At 34.4% G+C, this 15,508-nt stretch carries 13 protein-coding genes, 1 other RNA gene and 2 other annotated features (1 of these 16 cut by a window edge); of the genes, 11 read left to right on the top strand and 3 right to left on the bottom strand.

Annotation, left to right across the window (positions count from 1 at the left end; genetic code table 11):
- Window positions 1-40: 40 nt before the first annotated feature.
- The gene (locus ACFQ18_RS02675) at window positions 41-1,093 is read right to left on the bottom strand and encodes an N-acetylmuramoyl-L-alanine amidase (protein ID WP_052771607.1); all 1,053 of its coding nucleotides are present in this window, start codon (window positions 1,091-1,093) and stop codon (window positions 41-43) included.
- Window positions 1,094-1,292: 199 nt separating this feature from the next.
- Between ACFQ18_RS02675 and ACFQ18_RS02670 the strand changes: the two genes are divergently transcribed.
- From ACFQ18_RS02670 to ssrS, 4 genes are all read left to right on the top strand, one after another.
- Window positions 1,293-1,466: a hypothetical protein gene (locus ACFQ18_RS02670; RefSeq protein WP_167507316.1), complete on the top strand. Its 174-nt coding sequence runs from the start codon at window positions 1,293-1,295 to the stop codon at window positions 1,464-1,466.
- 54 nt (window positions 1,467-1,520) lie between these two features.
- Window positions 1,521-1,736, top strand: a binding site (T-box leader).
- A gap of 57 nt (window positions 1,737-1,793) precedes the next feature.
- Window positions 1,794-3,080 carry a histidine--tRNA ligase gene (gene hisS, locus ACFQ18_RS02665; RefSeq protein ID WP_204797685.1) on the top strand — a complete coding sequence of 429 codons (1,287 nt, stop codon included), beginning with the start codon at window positions 1,794-1,796 and terminating at the stop codon, window positions 3,078-3,080.
- Window positions 3,077-4,837 carry an aspartate--tRNA ligase gene (gene aspS, locus ACFQ18_RS02660; RefSeq protein ID WP_145523471.1) on the top strand — a complete coding sequence of 587 codons (1,761 nt, stop codon included), beginning with the start codon at window positions 3,077-3,079 and terminating at the stop codon, window positions 4,835-4,837. Before hisS ends, aspS begins: the two co-directional genes overlap by 4 nt.
- A gap of 110 nt (window positions 4,838-4,947) precedes the next feature.
- Window positions 4,948-5,131, top strand: a non-coding RNA gene (gene ssrS, locus ACFQ18_RS02655) — 6S RNA.
- A gap of 251 nt (window positions 5,132-5,382) precedes the next feature.
- Here ssrS and ACFQ18_RS02650 read toward each other — a convergent pair.
- Both ACFQ18_RS02650 and ACFQ18_RS02645 read right to left on the bottom strand, forming a co-directional pair.
- Window positions 5,383-6,060 (bottom strand): RsfA family transcriptional regulator, encoded by a 678-nt coding sequence (locus ACFQ18_RS02650; protein ID WP_047183747.1) that lies wholly within the window; start codon window positions 6,058-6,060, stop codon window positions 5,383-5,385.
- Window positions 6,061-6,315: 255 nt separating this feature from the next.
- Window positions 6,316-7,593 carry a replication-associated recombination protein A gene (locus ACFQ18_RS02645; protein WP_204797684.1) on the bottom strand — a complete coding sequence of 426 codons (1,278 nt, stop codon included), beginning with the start codon at window positions 7,591-7,593 and terminating at the stop codon, window positions 6,316-6,318.
- A 420-nt stretch (window positions 7,594-8,013) separates the two neighbouring features.
- Here ACFQ18_RS02645 and cymR point away from each other — a divergent pair, with 420 nt between their 5' ends.
- The 7 genes from cymR (at window position 8,014) to ACFQ18_RS02610 (ending at window position 15,151) form a co-directional block, all read left to right on the top strand.
- Window positions 8,014-8,433, top strand: a complete 420-nt coding sequence (gene cymR, locus ACFQ18_RS02640) for a cysteine metabolism transcriptional regulator CymR (RefSeq protein ID WP_047183749.1) — start codon at window positions 8,014-8,016, stop codon at window positions 8,431-8,433.
- A 48-nt stretch (window positions 8,434-8,481) separates the two neighbouring features.
- Window positions 8,482-9,630 (top strand): cysteine desulfurase family protein, encoded by a 1,149-nt coding sequence (locus ACFQ18_RS02635; protein ID WP_047183750.1) that lies wholly within the window; start codon window positions 8,482-8,484, stop codon window positions 9,628-9,630.
- A gap of 6 nt (window positions 9,631-9,636) precedes the next feature.
- Window positions 9,637-10,749, top strand: a complete 1,113-nt coding sequence (gene mnmA, locus ACFQ18_RS02630) for a tRNA 2-thiouridine(34) synthase MnmA (RefSeq protein WP_047183751.1) — start codon at window positions 9,637-9,639, stop codon at window positions 10,747-10,749.
- A gap of 18 nt (window positions 10,750-10,767) precedes the next feature.
- A complete protein-coding gene (locus ACFQ18_RS02625; RefSeq protein WP_047183752.1) occupies window positions 10,768-11,439 on the top strand; it encodes a tetratricopeptide repeat protein in 672 nt (223 codons plus the stop codon).
- Between the two features lie 12 nt (window positions 11,440-11,451).
- Window positions 11,452-13,776 carry an SF1B family DNA helicase RecD2 gene (gene recD2 / locus ACFQ18_RS02620; RefSeq protein ID WP_047183753.1) on the top strand — a complete coding sequence of 775 codons (2,325 nt, stop codon included), beginning with the start codon at window positions 11,452-11,454 and terminating at the stop codon, window positions 13,774-13,776.
- Window positions 13,777-13,849: 73 nt separating this feature from the next.
- Window positions 13,850-14,035, top strand: a complete 186-nt coding sequence (locus tag ACFQ18_RS02615) for a hypothetical protein (protein WP_047183906.1) — start codon at window positions 13,850-13,852, stop codon at window positions 14,033-14,035.
- A 42-nt stretch (window positions 14,036-14,077) separates the two neighbouring features.
- Window positions 14,078-15,151, top strand: a complete 1,074-nt coding sequence (locus ACFQ18_RS02610; protein WP_047183754.1) for an AI-2E family transporter — start codon at window positions 14,078-14,080, stop codon at window positions 15,149-15,151.
- A gap of 183 nt (window positions 15,152-15,334) precedes the next feature.
- Window positions 15,335-15,508: a binding site (T-box leader), on the top strand (it continues 36 nt past the right edge of the window).

The following is a 15,508-nucleotide window of genomic DNA, read 5'->3' as shown; positions in this document are numbered from 1 at the left end:
TAAGAGAAGGTTGCCTTAATGGACCCATTTGAGGCAACCTTCAATGATAATTTTCTAAGGAGAAATATTTTCCTAAGCCGCTGATAATTCCATTAACAAGTTGTTTCTGGTATATATTGGTGTGTAATAATACATCCATTTCTTTATTTGAAATAAAGCCTAGCTCTATTAATACTGCTGGTTTGAAATTTTGTCTTATAACATAATAATTACCTTTGCTAGTTCCTCTGTCTATTGCATTTGTTACCTTAATCATTTCATCTTGGAGGTACTGGGCAAGTTTTTTATGTTGTTCACCATAATAAAAGGTTTCAATACCTGAAACATCTGGTCGTTTTGGAAAACTATTATAGTGAAGACTAATAAATACATGTGTATCCATCATATTAGAATAAGCCGCCCTTGATTTTAGAGAGATAAAATCGTCATTATCTCTTGTCATATATACATTGGCACCAAGGGATTCCAATTCCTTCTTTAATTCATCTGCAGTTAGATGAGTTATATTTTTTTCGAAGGATCCAGTAGCACCTATTGCACCTACATCGTGTCCTCCATGTCCTGCATCAATGACTATATTCCGATTTTTAAATACATAGGGATTTTGCTTGATTTCGTTATTTGTTTCTACAAACTCTTTAAATATAAAATTGGACTTTCCTTTATTGGAAACTTCATACCACTCCTTCGTTTCCGCTATTACTGGAAAGCTTTCACCCTTTTTTGCAAAAGAAATAATTTCATATTCATTAGACGGGCCACTTCTTAAGTGAACATGATGTTGATTTATCGTAATCGTCTTATTTCCTGATTTTACTTTATCTCCGCTATTATAGGATATATATTCTTTATGAATCCAACCTTTACTATCTTCTAATTCAATTTCAATCCATTGTCCTTGTTCATGAACTTTGTTATATTCCTCTTTCGCATGAACTTTGCCAATTGGTTTAAATTCGCTTCCAGGACCACTTCTAATATTAACGTTATCATCTGTAATGATAATTTTTTCTGCATGTATTTGCGTTGGTAATAATAAGAAAGAAATGAAGACACCTACTAAGAAACAAAATAGTTTATTAAAAAAGTGCAAATATCTAATCCTCCTATAATTATCTATTTTTTTCAGTGTGTGATGTGAAATTGGAGAAGCTATTTTTAGTACTTAAAGATACGCCGCCTTATGGTCCCTTTCATCCTTACTTTTGAACACATATTGTATAATCTTTCCCATTCGTATCATAAAATACACTTCTTTAGGCAAAGCTATAATAACTAAAGGAGGAGACGAATTGAGATTACAGGATAAACAGTGGTTTGCTGGTAATAATAAAGATATTTTTGGTGTGGATTTACATCGTTTTAATGAACTTGATGGACATGCTAATTATATGGAAATAGCAGAGGAATTCGGGATTTCTATCGGTGAAGTGAAAATATTAAAGAAAAAATTAAATCGCTCTTGACATTACAAAAATTAGAGATTATTATTATATTCATTCATGAGTAGATTAAATAGTTTACATCCATTGAGGGAAAGAGTAATTAGTGAACGACTGGAAAGAGAAAAGATGTCTTGGCTGAAAACATCTTCACAGATCGTACTGATGAATGACATTCCTTAGGATTTGTATCGAATGTAGTAGGTATGAACGTTTTGCAGGCGTTAACTGTGAAAAGCGAATGCATAAAAGCATTAACTAGGGTGGCAACGCGGGTAAACTCTCGTCCCTTCTATATTTATAGGGGACGAGAGTTTTTTTATACATAAATTAATTGGAGGAGGTATTTGAATGAGTATGAAAGCGCCAAGAGGTACTGTAGATATTCTGCCGAAAGATGTAAAGAAATGGCAGTACGTGGAATCGAAAATTAAAAATATATGTAGTAGATTTAATTATGAGGAAATTAGAACACCGGTATTTGAACATACAGAAGTATTCTCACGCGGTGTAGGGGATACCACTGATATTGTTCAAAAGGAAATGTACACATTCGATGATCGTGGGGGAAGAAGTTTAACCCTTAGACCAGAAGGAACAGCTCCTGTTTCTCGTGCGTTTGTAGAACATAAATTATTTGGTGAAGCAAATCAACCTGTTAAATTATATTATTTTGCCCAAATGTTTCGCTATGAGCGTCCTCAAAAAGGTCGAATGCGTCAATTAAACCAGTTTGGAGTGGAAGTTCTTGGGAGTGATGATCCGGCTGTAGATGCAGAGGCTATTGATTTAGCTATGACTGTATATAAGGAGCTTGGATTAAAATCATTGAAATTAGTTATTAATTCTTTAGGTGATAAAGAAAGTAGAATAAACCATAGAAATGCATTGATCAAACATTTTACACCACATAAAGAAGAACTATGTGAAGATTGTCAGCTAAGATTAGAACAAAACCCGCTACGTGTATTAGATTGTAAAAAAGATAGAGAACACCCTGCCATGGAGACTGCTCCTTCAATATTAGACTATCTAAATGAATCTTCCAAAGAATATTTTGAACAAGTAAAATCACATTTAACACGTATGGGAATTGAGTATGAAATAGACCCCAATTTAGTTCGTGGACTAGATTATTACAATCACACTGCTTTTGAAATTATGAGTAATGCAGAAGGCTTTGGTGCGATTACGACATTAGCCGGTGGTGGAAGATATAATGGTTTAATAGAGGAATTAGGTGGACCAAGTACACCGGGTATTGGCTTTGGAATGGGATTGGAAAGACTGTTAATGGCATTAGAAGCCGAAAATATTACAGTTCCAATAGATGAACAATTAGATTGTTATTTTGTTGCTGTGGGAGAACAGTCTGTTAATGAAGCAGTACGTTTGGTACATGAATTAAGAATGAATGGTATTCAGGTAGAAAAAGATTATCAGAATCGAAAAATAAAAGGACAGTTCAAATCAGCTGATCGATTAAAGGCAAGATATGTTTTAATTTTAGGTGAAAATGAATTAGAAAAAAACATCGTAAATGTCAAATCTATGGAATCTGGTGAACAAATAGAAGTTCCATTAGAAAAATTAATCGATGTAATGAAAGAGAAGCTTCAAAGGGGGCAAACAAAATGAATAAACGATTTTTAGCAGGTACATTAACAGAAGATCATATTGGTCAAAAAGTTTTACTAAAAGGTTGGGTACAAAGAAGACGTGACTTAGGGGGATTAATTTTTACTGATCTTCGTGACGTTTCTGGTATCGTCCAAGTTGTCTTTAACCCAGACTTTTCTAAAGATGCTTTAGAAGTCGCGGATAAAATCAGATCGGAATATGTAGTAGAAATTAAAGGTGAAGTGGTGGCACGTGATGAATCCACTTATAACTCAGCTATCAAAACAGGGACGATAGAAGTGATAGCTAATGATATTGAAATTCTAAATAAATCAAAAACACCGCCATTTACTATCCAAGATGAAACAGATGTTTCCGAAGATTTACGATTAAAATACCGTTATATCGATTTACGCAGAAGCGCATTACAGGATACATTTAAATTACGTCATCAAACAACACAAGCGATACGTAACTTTCTTAATGATGAAGGATTTTTAGAAATGGAAACACCAATTTTAACGAAGAGTACACCAGAAGGAGCTCGTGATTATCTTGTTCCAAGTCGTGTACATCCAGGTGAGTTTTATGCCTTACCACAATCACCGCAATTATTTAAACAATTAATCATGATGAGTGGTTTTGAAAAATATTACCAAATTGCACGATGCTTCCGTGATGAAGATCTAAGGGCTGATCGTCAACCAGAATTTACTCAGATTGATATTGAAACGTCATTTTTATCTAGTGATGAAATTATGGAAATGACAGAACGTATGATGCAACATGTGATGAAAGCAGTGAAAGGAATCGACATCGAATTACCGCTACCAAGAATACCTTATCAAGAGGCGATGGATCGGTTTGGCTCTGATAAACCGGATACGAGATTTGGACTCGAATTAGTTCATGTAACAGATGTTGTTGTTAATTCTAATTTTAAAGTATTCCAGAATGCAGTAGAAACAGATGGTAAAGTTGCGCTTCTCAACGTTCAAGGTGAGGCTAGTAATTATTCTAGAAAAGATATTGATAAGCTTACCGAATTTGTAAGGATTTACGGTGCAAAAGGGTTAGCGTGGCTTAAACTAGAAGAAGACGAATTAAAAGGACCAATCGTGAAGTTCTTGAGTGAAGATGAAAAATCAGGTATTATCGCAAAAGCTAATGCAAAAAATGGAGATCTTCTTTTATTCGTGGCAGATAAGAGTAGTGTTGTATACGATAGTTTAGGAGCTCTACGACTAAAATTAGGACATGAATTAAATCTTATTGATGAATCTAAATATAACTTTTTATGGGTAACGGATTGGCCATTACTTGAATATGATGAGGAATTAGGAAGATTTACTGCTGCACACCATCCATTTACATCGCCAGTTGAAAGTGACATGGATAAGCTTGAAACGGCACCACAAGATGTTCATGCTAACGCTTATGATATTGTCTTAAACGGTTATGAGCTTGGTGGAGGATCCGTTCGTATTCATAAACGCGAAGTACAAAATAAAATGTTTAAAGCTTTAGGGTTTACAGAAGAACAAGCACAGGAGCAATTTGGATTTTTACTTGAAGCATTAGAATATGGTGCACCACCACATGGCGGCGTTGCTCTTGGGTTAGACCGTATGATTATGTTATTGGCGGGAAGATCAAACTTACGAGATACGATATTATTCCCTAAAACTTCTTCAGCTTCTGACCTGCTTACAGAGGCTCCAAGTGAAGTAAGTAATGCACAGTTAAATGAACTTGGAATACATCTAAATGAATAATTTTGGAAATTAAATTAAAAAAATCCATTATTTTTCTCAATTAAGAACAGATTGAATATTGCAAAATTTTTATTCGTATGATAATATTAATTTACAAAGTCTTAACATGCTTAATCCTGATATGTTTGTTCATTTAACGTATTTTGACCGAACAACATTTTAAAAGGGAGCTTTACGTTTTTATATTGCATGGATGCCGTTACAATACACGGAACCATAATAAATATAAAATAGGGCACCCACCTGCTAAATGCGGGATCAAAACATAAAATGGACGGCATGATCGGGATTAAGTAAATACATAAAAAAACTGTCTTCTTTGGAAGACAGTTTTTTTGTCGTTTAGCGAAATTATAAAGTTCGCTGCATGTGGATAATTATTCAGAAAAGGCCACGTCCGGCTCCAGCGCCCAGCGACTAGCGAGACTTCCTTCACCTCCGTACGATAAGTCAACATCGACTCACTCCGTTCGTCGTGTTTCCTTTATCTCCTATGGCTCAGTCCAGTCCGTACGTCGCTAAACGGGCGCTTACGCCTTTGTTCTTTAATTAGATCCATGAGCGACTTGCTCAAGATTACCATTTTTGTCCATTCTAAATGTAGGGGCTTTAATCGTTCCTTGGTCTTCAAGAACAGTCATCTTTCTAGCTCTTTCCATTATTTGAATGAAAGCTTGATAATCTTCTTTAATCGAATTCATCTCACTTTCAGTTTGTTCTAACTGTTTTTCTAAATCTTGTACTTGTGTTTTTAACATATTGTTTTCTTTTTGAGCTTGTTCTAAAGATACTTTTGATTGATTAGAAGCGTGATAATCTTTTTTTAATTCTCTTAAAAATTGTATGACCATATCTAGATTAATTGTCGGTACCTGTATTTCATTGCCGGTTTCTTCTGTTTGATAGGAAGTGTTTTCATTAGTAGCTTCTTTTAAGTTAGAAGATAACGCTATAATTGGCTTTTGGAAGTGTCCAGTCCGTTTTGCTAGTGCACGTTTTTTTTCTTTTCTTTGTCTTTTGGCTAGATCAATTGCACTATCATATTTTTGCCTTACTTCTGCATTCCAACGAAATCCGCAGGCTGCTGAAGTGCGGTTTAATTTGTCTCCCACCTCTTCAAATGCGTTTAATTGAGTACTACCTTCTCTAATATGACGTAATACCGTCTCCGCTAATAATAAATCATCTTCATGTGACCAAGCATCTTGTCTAACTTTTGCCATTATTTACAACTCCTTTTCTAGCGACATAAATCAATAGATTTGTACTTTTGCAGTTACTGCTACCTGTACGGAATCATTAGTCTAATAAGATATTAATCTCACCGTGTTTAAAAAGTTCCTTAGAGGTGAGGTTTTTATTATTCTTGCCGATAGAAATAGTTTTATACCTTGGCAGTTAAGAAAGTACAAATTTTCTTAACTTGAATAAGAGTGTAAATAGGGCATTCACCAGCTCAAAAGTGAATCTCAAGTTTTCTAATTTCCTTTTTCTTGATTAATTTTGTCATAGACTTGTTTTAACGCTTGTTCAAACTTACCAGATTTCTTAGGTTGGTAATAGTGTTTGTTTTTTATAGAGTCTGGTAAATATTGTTGGTTTACCCATCCGCTTTCATAATCATGTGGATAAAGATAATCTATACCTCTTCCTAGCTTTTTCGCTCCTTCATAATGTGAATCTTTAAGGTGTGCAGGTATTTCACCTGCTTTTCCACTGCGAATATCAGCTAGTGCAAGGTCCAACGCTTTATAGGCAGTATTTGATTTTGGAGAAAGACAAAGCTCAATAATAGCGACACTTAAAGGGATTCTTGCCTCTGGAAAACCTAATCGTTCTGCTGCTTGAACAGCTGCTATTGCTCTAGGTCCTGCTTGCGGATTAGCTAGACCAATATCTTCGTATGCAGTTACGATCATCCTTCTTGCAATACTATCAAGATCACCTGCTTCAATTAAGCGCCCTAAATAATGTAAAGCTGCGTCGACGTCACTACCTCGTATCGACTTTTGAAAAGCGGAAATAACATCGTAATGTGCGTCTCCATTCTTATCATGAGAGAAGCTTTTCTTTTGCATACATTCTTCCGCTATTTCTAAGGTAATCTCGATTCTATGATTTTTATCACTAGGTGTAGAAAGAACTGCCAGCTCTAATCCATTTAAAGCCGAACGTAAATCGCCCCCGGAAGCAAAAGCAAAATGATTAAGTGCATCTTCACTAATATGTACATCTCTTGAGCCGAATCCTCTTTCAGTGTGTTGAATAGCACGAGTTATAGCTGTACGAATATCTTCTAATGTTAGTGGATGCAGTTCAAATAAATGACATCTACTTCTTATTGCAGGATTAATGGCATGATACGGATTACTTGTCGTACAACCAATTAAAGTAACTAAATTGCTTTCTAAATGGGGAAGAAGAAAATCTTGTTTTGCTTTATCAAGGCGATGAACTTCATCAAGTATTAAAACCATGTTTCCCCGCATTTTTGCTTCTTCGACAACTATTTCCATATCTTTCTTTTTATCTGTAACAGCATTTAATAATTTAACTGGAAGATTTAATGTTCTAGCTAATGCTGTTGCCATAGAGGTTTTTCCTGTACCAGGTGGTCCGAACAAAATCATGGAAGATAATAGATTGGCTTTTACCATTCGATATAAAATTTTACCCTCGCCAATTAGGTGTTTTTGACCGATTACTTCTTCTATATTTTTCGGGCGCATACGATAGGCCAGCGGTTCGTGATTCATTCCATACTCCCCCTTGCCAATGTGGATCAAAATAAGTTTTTTCTTAGAGATTGTTTAAAAAGTCCGGTGAACTTCGACGTTCCTTGTTGGCGATAGCGGAAATTCTACTAAGACCGCCACGTCCTGTGGGCAACGTAAAAGTCCTTTTCATCCTCCTTTTTGAACATCACCATAATATCGCTTTTGATGCCACTTGATTTATGATATTTTAGTATAAAGCTTAATTCCAATTCGACATAAATGCAAGAGACATGTTATTCATGCTATAATATCAAGTATTGTGTATTCGGACATACTAGTTTAAAATGATATTTTTAAAAGATCACTTATAAAATATCCGCAGTTTTTTAATAAGGAAAATTTGTTTAAAATAAAAGGAAGAAACTAAAAATTAGATTTATTAAATAGAGGTGCTATAAAATGAAAATATCTACTAAAGGAAGATACGGATTAACGATTATGATTGATTTAGCTAAAAAGCATGGAGAGGGACCTACTTCATTAAAATCCATTGCAAAGGATAATGATTTATCTGAACACTACCTAGAACAACTTGCTTCTCCATTACGTAATGCTGGACTTATTAAAAGTATTCGTGGCGCATACGGAGGTTATGTATTAGCTAAAGACCCAAAGGATATAACAGCAGGGGATGTTGTTCGTGTATTAGAGGGACCAATTACCCTAGTCGAAGGTATTGAAGATGAACCTCCAGCTCAACAGGAATTATGGGGAAGAATTCGTGATGCGATAAAAGAGGTATTAGATAAAACAACACTAGAGGATCTTAAAAATTATGGCGACGGTGAAAAACAACAAGCTTATATGTTTTATATTTAATCGAGGTTAAAACAATGTCGAGCGTTTTGTAGGAAAGGAAAGAAGATAATGGAAGCAATTTATTTGGATCATGCTGCAACAACTCCAATGGAGAAAGAAGTAATTGATGCAATGTACCCAATTTACCAACAAACATTCGGTAATCCTTCAAGTGTCCATTCATTTGGAAGAAAGGCAAGACAATTGTTGGATGAAGCAAGACGTGTCATGGCTCAGAGTATTCATGCTAACGAAAAAGAAATTATCTTTACTAGTGGAGGAACGGAATCAGATAATCTAGCTTTAATAGGAACTGCTTTTGCTAATCGCGATAAAGGAAATCATATTATAACTACGTCTCAAGAACATCATGCAACGCTACATTCAGCTGAATTTCTTGAAAAAAGCGGATTTGATGTAACGTATTTACCTGTCTATGAAGATGGTAAAATTCTAGTTGAAGATTTGGAAAAGTCATTGCGAGACGATACTATAATCGTCTCTGTTATGTATGTGAATAATGAAACTGGTATAATTCAACCAATTCCTGAAATTGGGGAAATGTTGATAGATCATCAAGCTTATTTTCATACAGATGCTGTACAAGCTTATGGTCTATTAGACATTGATGTTAAGGATTTAGGAATTGATTTGTTATCTGTATCATCCCATAAAATATATGGTCCTAAGGGTGTGGGATTTTTATATGTAAAAGATGGGATACCCATTCATACGCTACAATTTGGTGGAGAACAAGAAAGGAAACGGCGCCCAGGAACTGAAAATGTAGTGAGTATCGTGGGCTTTCAAAAAGCGGTTGAGTTGGCAATGGAAAAGAAAGAAGAAAGAAGGAAACAATATCAATCATTTAAGGAATTGTTCTTGCAGGAACTTAAGGAAAATAATGTTGAATTTGAAATAAATGGTGATTTTGACTCTCAGATTTCTTCTATTATTAATATTAGTTTCCCTGGAACGAACGTGGAGCAGTTATTAACGAACTTTGATTTAGAGGGAATTGCTGCATCGAGTGGTAGTGCTTGTACAGCTGGTAGTGTTGAGCCCTCTCATGTACTTTCTGCTATGTTCGGTAAAGGAAATCCTTGTACAACTAATTCTATTCGATTTAGCTTTGGAAACTTTAATACAGTTGAAAATGTTAAAGACGCAGCAAAGCGTGTGGCGAAAATTGTAAATCGACTAACAAAAGGAAAGTGAAAATAAATGAAGGATAATAAAGATATACGTGTTGTAGTAGGTATGAGTGGAGGTGTAGACTCCTCTGTTGCCGCATTATTATTAAAAGAACAAGGCTACGATGTAGTTGGTATTTTTATGAAAAACTGGGATGATACGGATGAATTTGGTGTTTGTACGGCGACAGAGGATTTTGACGATGTTGTTCGAGTATGTAATCAATTGGATATCCCATATTACTCTGTTAACTTTGAAAAGGAATACTGGGATAAAGTATTTACGTATTTTCTTGATGAATATAAGGCAGGAAGAACGCCAAATCCCGATGTGATGTGTAATAAGGAAATAAAGTTTAAAGCATTTTTAGATTATGCTTTATCTCTTGGTGCAGACTACTTAGCAACCGGTCATTATGCGCGTGTAAGGGAAGTAGATGGTAAGATTCAATTGTTAAGAGGGGTTGACGATAATAAGGACCAAACTTACTTCCTTAATCAATTATCGGAGGACGTATTAAGAAAAGTAATGTTTCCTCTAGGAGAAATACCGAAACCAAAAGTACGTGAAATTGCAAAAGAGGCTGGATTAGTAACAGCAACGAAAAAAGATTCTACCGGAATTTGCTTTATCGGTGAACGAAATTTTAAACAATTTTTGAGTGAATATCTCCCTGCTCAACCGGGAGAGATGAGAACACTAGACGGAGAAGTTAAAGGTCGTCATGATGGGTTAATGTATTATACGATTGGACAAAGACAAGGACTTGGTATCGGTGGAGCCGGGGACCCGTGGTTTGTTGTAGGTAAAAATCTTAAGGAAAATGTGCTTTATGTGGAACAAGGATATTCAAACGATAAATTGTACTCCGAAGCACTTATAGCGACAAATCTAAACTGGATTAATCCGGATGATATAGAAAAATCGTTTACATGTACGGCGAAATTCCGTTATCGTCAAAAAGATAGTGGTGTTACAGTTACATTATTAGAAGATGGAAAAGTAAAAGTTGATTTTCATGAAAGCCAACGTGCCATTACACCGGGTCAAGCCGTTGTTTTTTACGATGGGGATGTATGCCTTGGTGGTGGGACGATAGATGAAATTATAAAAAATAATGAATCACTTCCGTACGTAGGTTAGTTTGAGGAGTTTTTTTATATGGATAAAAATACACAAGGCATTGCTTATATGCAAGAACAAAAATATGAAGAAGCGGCAAAGTTATTTAATGATGTAATCGAGGAAAATCCAATTGATCCATTAGGTTATATAAACTTTGGTAACCTGTTGTTGCATTTAAAAGAATATGAACGTGCCAAACGTTTTTTTAATAAAGCACTTGAATTAGATAACAATAGTGCAACAGCTTATTATGGACTTGGAAATCTTTACTTTGAAGAATCTCAATTTGAGCATGCAATAACGAACTTTCAAAAAGCGGAACAGTTAGGGCTAAATGAAGCTGATGTATATTTTATGTTAGGTCTATCATTTATGAATCAAGAACAGTTTAAGCTTTCGTTACCATATTTACTAAGAGCAAGTGAACTGAACCATGAAGATGATGATATTCTTTTTCAGTATGGACTTGCCTTGGCGCAGAGTAATATTCTCAATGATGCAAAACAAGTGTTTTTGGATGTGTTAAAACTAAATCCAAATCATTCCGATGCTTACTATAATCTAGGAGTAATCGAATTATTTAATGAAAATATGGAAGATGCATTGAATTGCTTTAATAAGGCGTTAGGAATTCAACCTGATCATTTACTTGCAGCGAATGGGAAGAAGAATGTGGAAAGCTTATTAAAAGAAAACAGCAACGAATAGTGGGGGTTTACCATGGAAAGTGTTCAGAATTCAGAAGACAAAAAGTATATTAAAGGTGAACTACTATATACCATTTTTCACAATGAGCATGAACATTTTTCCATAGCCAAAATAAAAGTTATCGAGACAAATGAAGATTTTAGAGAAAAGGATGTTGTGATCAAAGGGTATTTTTCGAATTTGACAGAAGCAATGTCCTACTATTTTTATGGTGAATTCGAACGTCATCCAAAATTCGGTTTACAATATAATGTTGTCTCTTATCAAACCTTTGTACCTAATTCAGAAGATGGGCTTATAGCCTATCTTTCAAGCGATTTGTTCCATGGTATTGGTAAAAGATTAGCATCACGAATCGTAAAAAAACTAGGTTCGAATGCTATTTCCAAAATATTGGATGATCCAGAAAGTCTTCAGGATATAAAAGGTTTGAAAAAAGAAACTAGAGACAAATTAGTTCAGAGCCTTCAGGAAAATCAAGGATTCGAACACGTCGTGCTTTATTTATCAAAATATCAAATCGGTTTAAAAATGGCACAAAAAATTTTTGCCGCCTATAAAGAGTCATCGATTGAAAATATGGAAGAGGATCCATACCAGTTTGTATTTGATATTGAAGGATTTGGCTTTCAAACAGCTGATGCGATTGCAAAACAGAATGGACTTTCATTAACACATCCTAACCGGATTGGTGCAGGATGTATTTATGTATTACAAAAAAGTGTACAAGATGGTCATGTATATATACCGCTTGATCTCTGTGTGAATGAAGTGAAGGAATTACTTGCTTCAAGTGTTGAATTAACAGACAATCTTATAGCAGATAGATTAGACGAACTTAATCAAGAAAAGAAGGTAATTATTCAAAGTGGTAACGTCTATTTACCGTCCCTTTATTATGCCGAAGATGGCTTTGCAACCCACTTAAATAGAATTATCCAAAACGAAACAGAAGAACGTACCCCAGTGGCTGAATTAATGAAAATTATTGGAGACATCGAAGAACAAGAAGTATTGAGTTATGGAAAAGAACAATTTGAGGCAATTAATCAGGCGATCCATTCTAAAATAATGATTTTAACAGGTGGGCCTGGTACAGGGAAAACAACGGTAATTAAAGGGATTATTAAAGCATATGCCGCTATATTTGACCTATCTTTGAACCCAGGTGACTATAAAAACAAAGCCGATTTTCCATTTGTTTTAGCGGCTCCTACTGGAAGAGCTGCAAAACGACTAAATGAATCAACTGGGCTTCCAACTTCAACCATTCATAGACTTTTAGGTTGGAATGGTATGAACGAATTTGACAAAGGGGAAAACGAACAATTAGACGGGAAGTTTTTAATTGTTGATGAGTTTTCCATGGTAGATATCTGGTTAGCAAATAGTTTATTTAAGGCTATACCAAATGATATGCAAGTATTATTAGTTGGTGATGAGGATCAACTTCCTTCTGTTGGGCCTGGGCAGGTTCTTTCTGATTTATTAAATAGTGGTTATATTCCTTCTGTAAGCTTAAATGAAGTATACCGACAAAAAGAAGGATCAAAGATTATACAACTGGCACATGAAATAAAAAATAATAATTGTACAGTTGAATCTTTAAAAAACGCGAAGGATTTCAGTTTTATTTCATGTAATGAATATCAGATGATTCAGGCGATAACAACTATTTTTGAGAAGGCGAATGCTAAAGGTATCGATTACAATGACATGCAAGTTCTTGCACCAATGTATCGTTCACAGGCGGGGATAACCGTTATAAATGAGCAGCTCCAACAATTGATTAACCCAAGGAAAAAAGGAAAAAGAGAAGTTAGATTCCAAGACGTTATTTATCGTGTAGGCGACAGAGTCATTCAATTAGTGAATCAACCGGAAGATGGGGTTTATAATGGAGACATTGGTGAAATTGTGGCTATCTTTAAGCCTGATGAAAATAAGGAAAATGAAGAACAAATAGTGATTTCTTATGACGATAGGGAAGTAGTATATCCTAGAAAAGATTATGTGAATTTTACACATGCATATTGCATTTCCATCCATAAATCACAAGGAAGTGAATTTCCAATAGTAGTATTTCCGGTAGTTACAACCTATCATAGAATGCTAAGAAAAAATTTATTATATACCGCCATTACAAGAAGTAAGGATTCTTTAATTATTTGTGGTGAAAAAAACGCATTTTTAAAAGGTATCCAAACGATTGATACAAACAGGAGATATACATCACTAAATGAACGACTTTCTAAAAGACTGGATATTGAAAAAATGCAAGTCTTAGAATCTGAAAATACCGATGAAGAGTTATCTCCGTATGATTTTATGGATTAAATAGTATATTTTGGAAAAAAATGGGCAAGCCTATCATTGAAAACTCATCAAAAAAAGAGGTGTTTAGATGATAATGCGTTGCCCTAATTGTAATAGCAAAGATATTGGAAAAATAGGAGCACAGAATTTTTATTGTTGGTCTTGTTTCATCGAAATGACGGTAGTAAATAATGAATTAGCGGTTCATCAAATCGAAGCGGATGGTAGTTTAAGTTCATTAAATGATTTATTTTCGGAAGAAGAACTAAGATTACAATAGAACTCCTTAGTTATAAAAAATAAAGCTAAGGAGGTTCTAATTATGTTTCGTGATGAAAAGAGAATATCAATTATATACTGGCTTATTTTTGGAGTACTATTCATACTTTTTGCTTTTTTACTTATAAAAACCTTTCCTTATTATGGTAAAATCTTTGTTTTCCTATGGAAGCTATTAACCCCATTTTTAATTTCATGCTTAATCGCTTACTTACTATATCCTGTTATTGAAAAGCTTTGTAGTTATAACATTCATAGAGGAATAGCGATTTTACTTATTTATATTTTGTTTTTTGGTGGGGTTGGATATTTGGTATATAAACTTTATCCTTTAATTATCCAACAAATTCAAGATTTGGCTAATCACTTACCAGAAATGACAAAAACGTATCAAACGATGATTTATAGTTTATATGAATATACCTCATTCATGCCGGAAACCGTACACGATAAAATGGATGAATTTTTTATTAATGTAGAGGATTCACTAGATCAATTATTAACAAAAATAATTAGTGGTTATACGAAAATTTTTGATATGGTCATTACCATTACAGTGATTCCGGTACTGGTTTTTTATTTTTTAAAGGACTATGACAAAATCAAATTATTTTTGAAGAAATTCATTCCTAAAAAGTATGAAACACGAACAACCAAAATTGTTCACGCGATAGATGATAGTTTAGGGGATTACATTCGTGGACAATTTATTGTTTGCTTTTTTGTTGGCTTAACAGCATTTATTATTTTCAGGTTTTTGAATATTGATTACTCTTTGTTATTAGGCGTTATTATGGGAGTTACGAATATTATTCCTTATTTTGGACCTATTATTGGTGCAGTACCTGTTGTTATTATAGCTTTTACAACGACAAATTCTATCAAATTAGTCTTATTTGCCGTTGTTAGTATTTTCGTTATTCAAATTATAGAAGCAAATTTGTTATCTCCGTACATAGTAGGTAGGAGCGTGGCGATTCATCCTATTGCTATTATTTTTGTCCTTTTATTAGGAGGTCAACTGTTTGGTGTTATCGGAATGATTTTAGCAGTTCCCGTCATGTCAATTATTAAAGTGATTGTAACACATATTTCTACAATACCTATTCGTAATTGACAAGTACTTTAATATTTTTTATACTTTAATAAAGTCTGTCTTTTTTAAAGGATTAAAGTATAAGGAATTTCAGTTTGTTATGGACACATGACTGCCTGTAAAGGTCTGATAAGTTCGACTAACCATTAGTGGGGGATGAAGGAAATACCTCACTGATGGAAGTCTCCTTTATAATAAATTAATATAAAAACATTGAAGGTGAAAAGTACATGATTATTTGGCTTCTAGAGAAGGGTTTTCATTGGCTGAAAAAAATCCTAGTTCAAAATCATGGAAAGCTACACTGGAGTGCGATTAATACTCGCCGGTTTCATACCGTTATGATGATCTAAGTGATGAACGAAAAATTAGTTCATA

Source organism: Oceanobacillus caeni (genome assembly GCF_042678465.1).
GTDB lineage: Bacteria > Bacillota > Bacilli > Bacillales > Amphibacillaceae > Oceanobacillus > Oceanobacillus caeni.
Note: the sequence above shows the minus strand (reverse complement) of the source record. Positions and strands in the feature narration are given on the sequence as shown.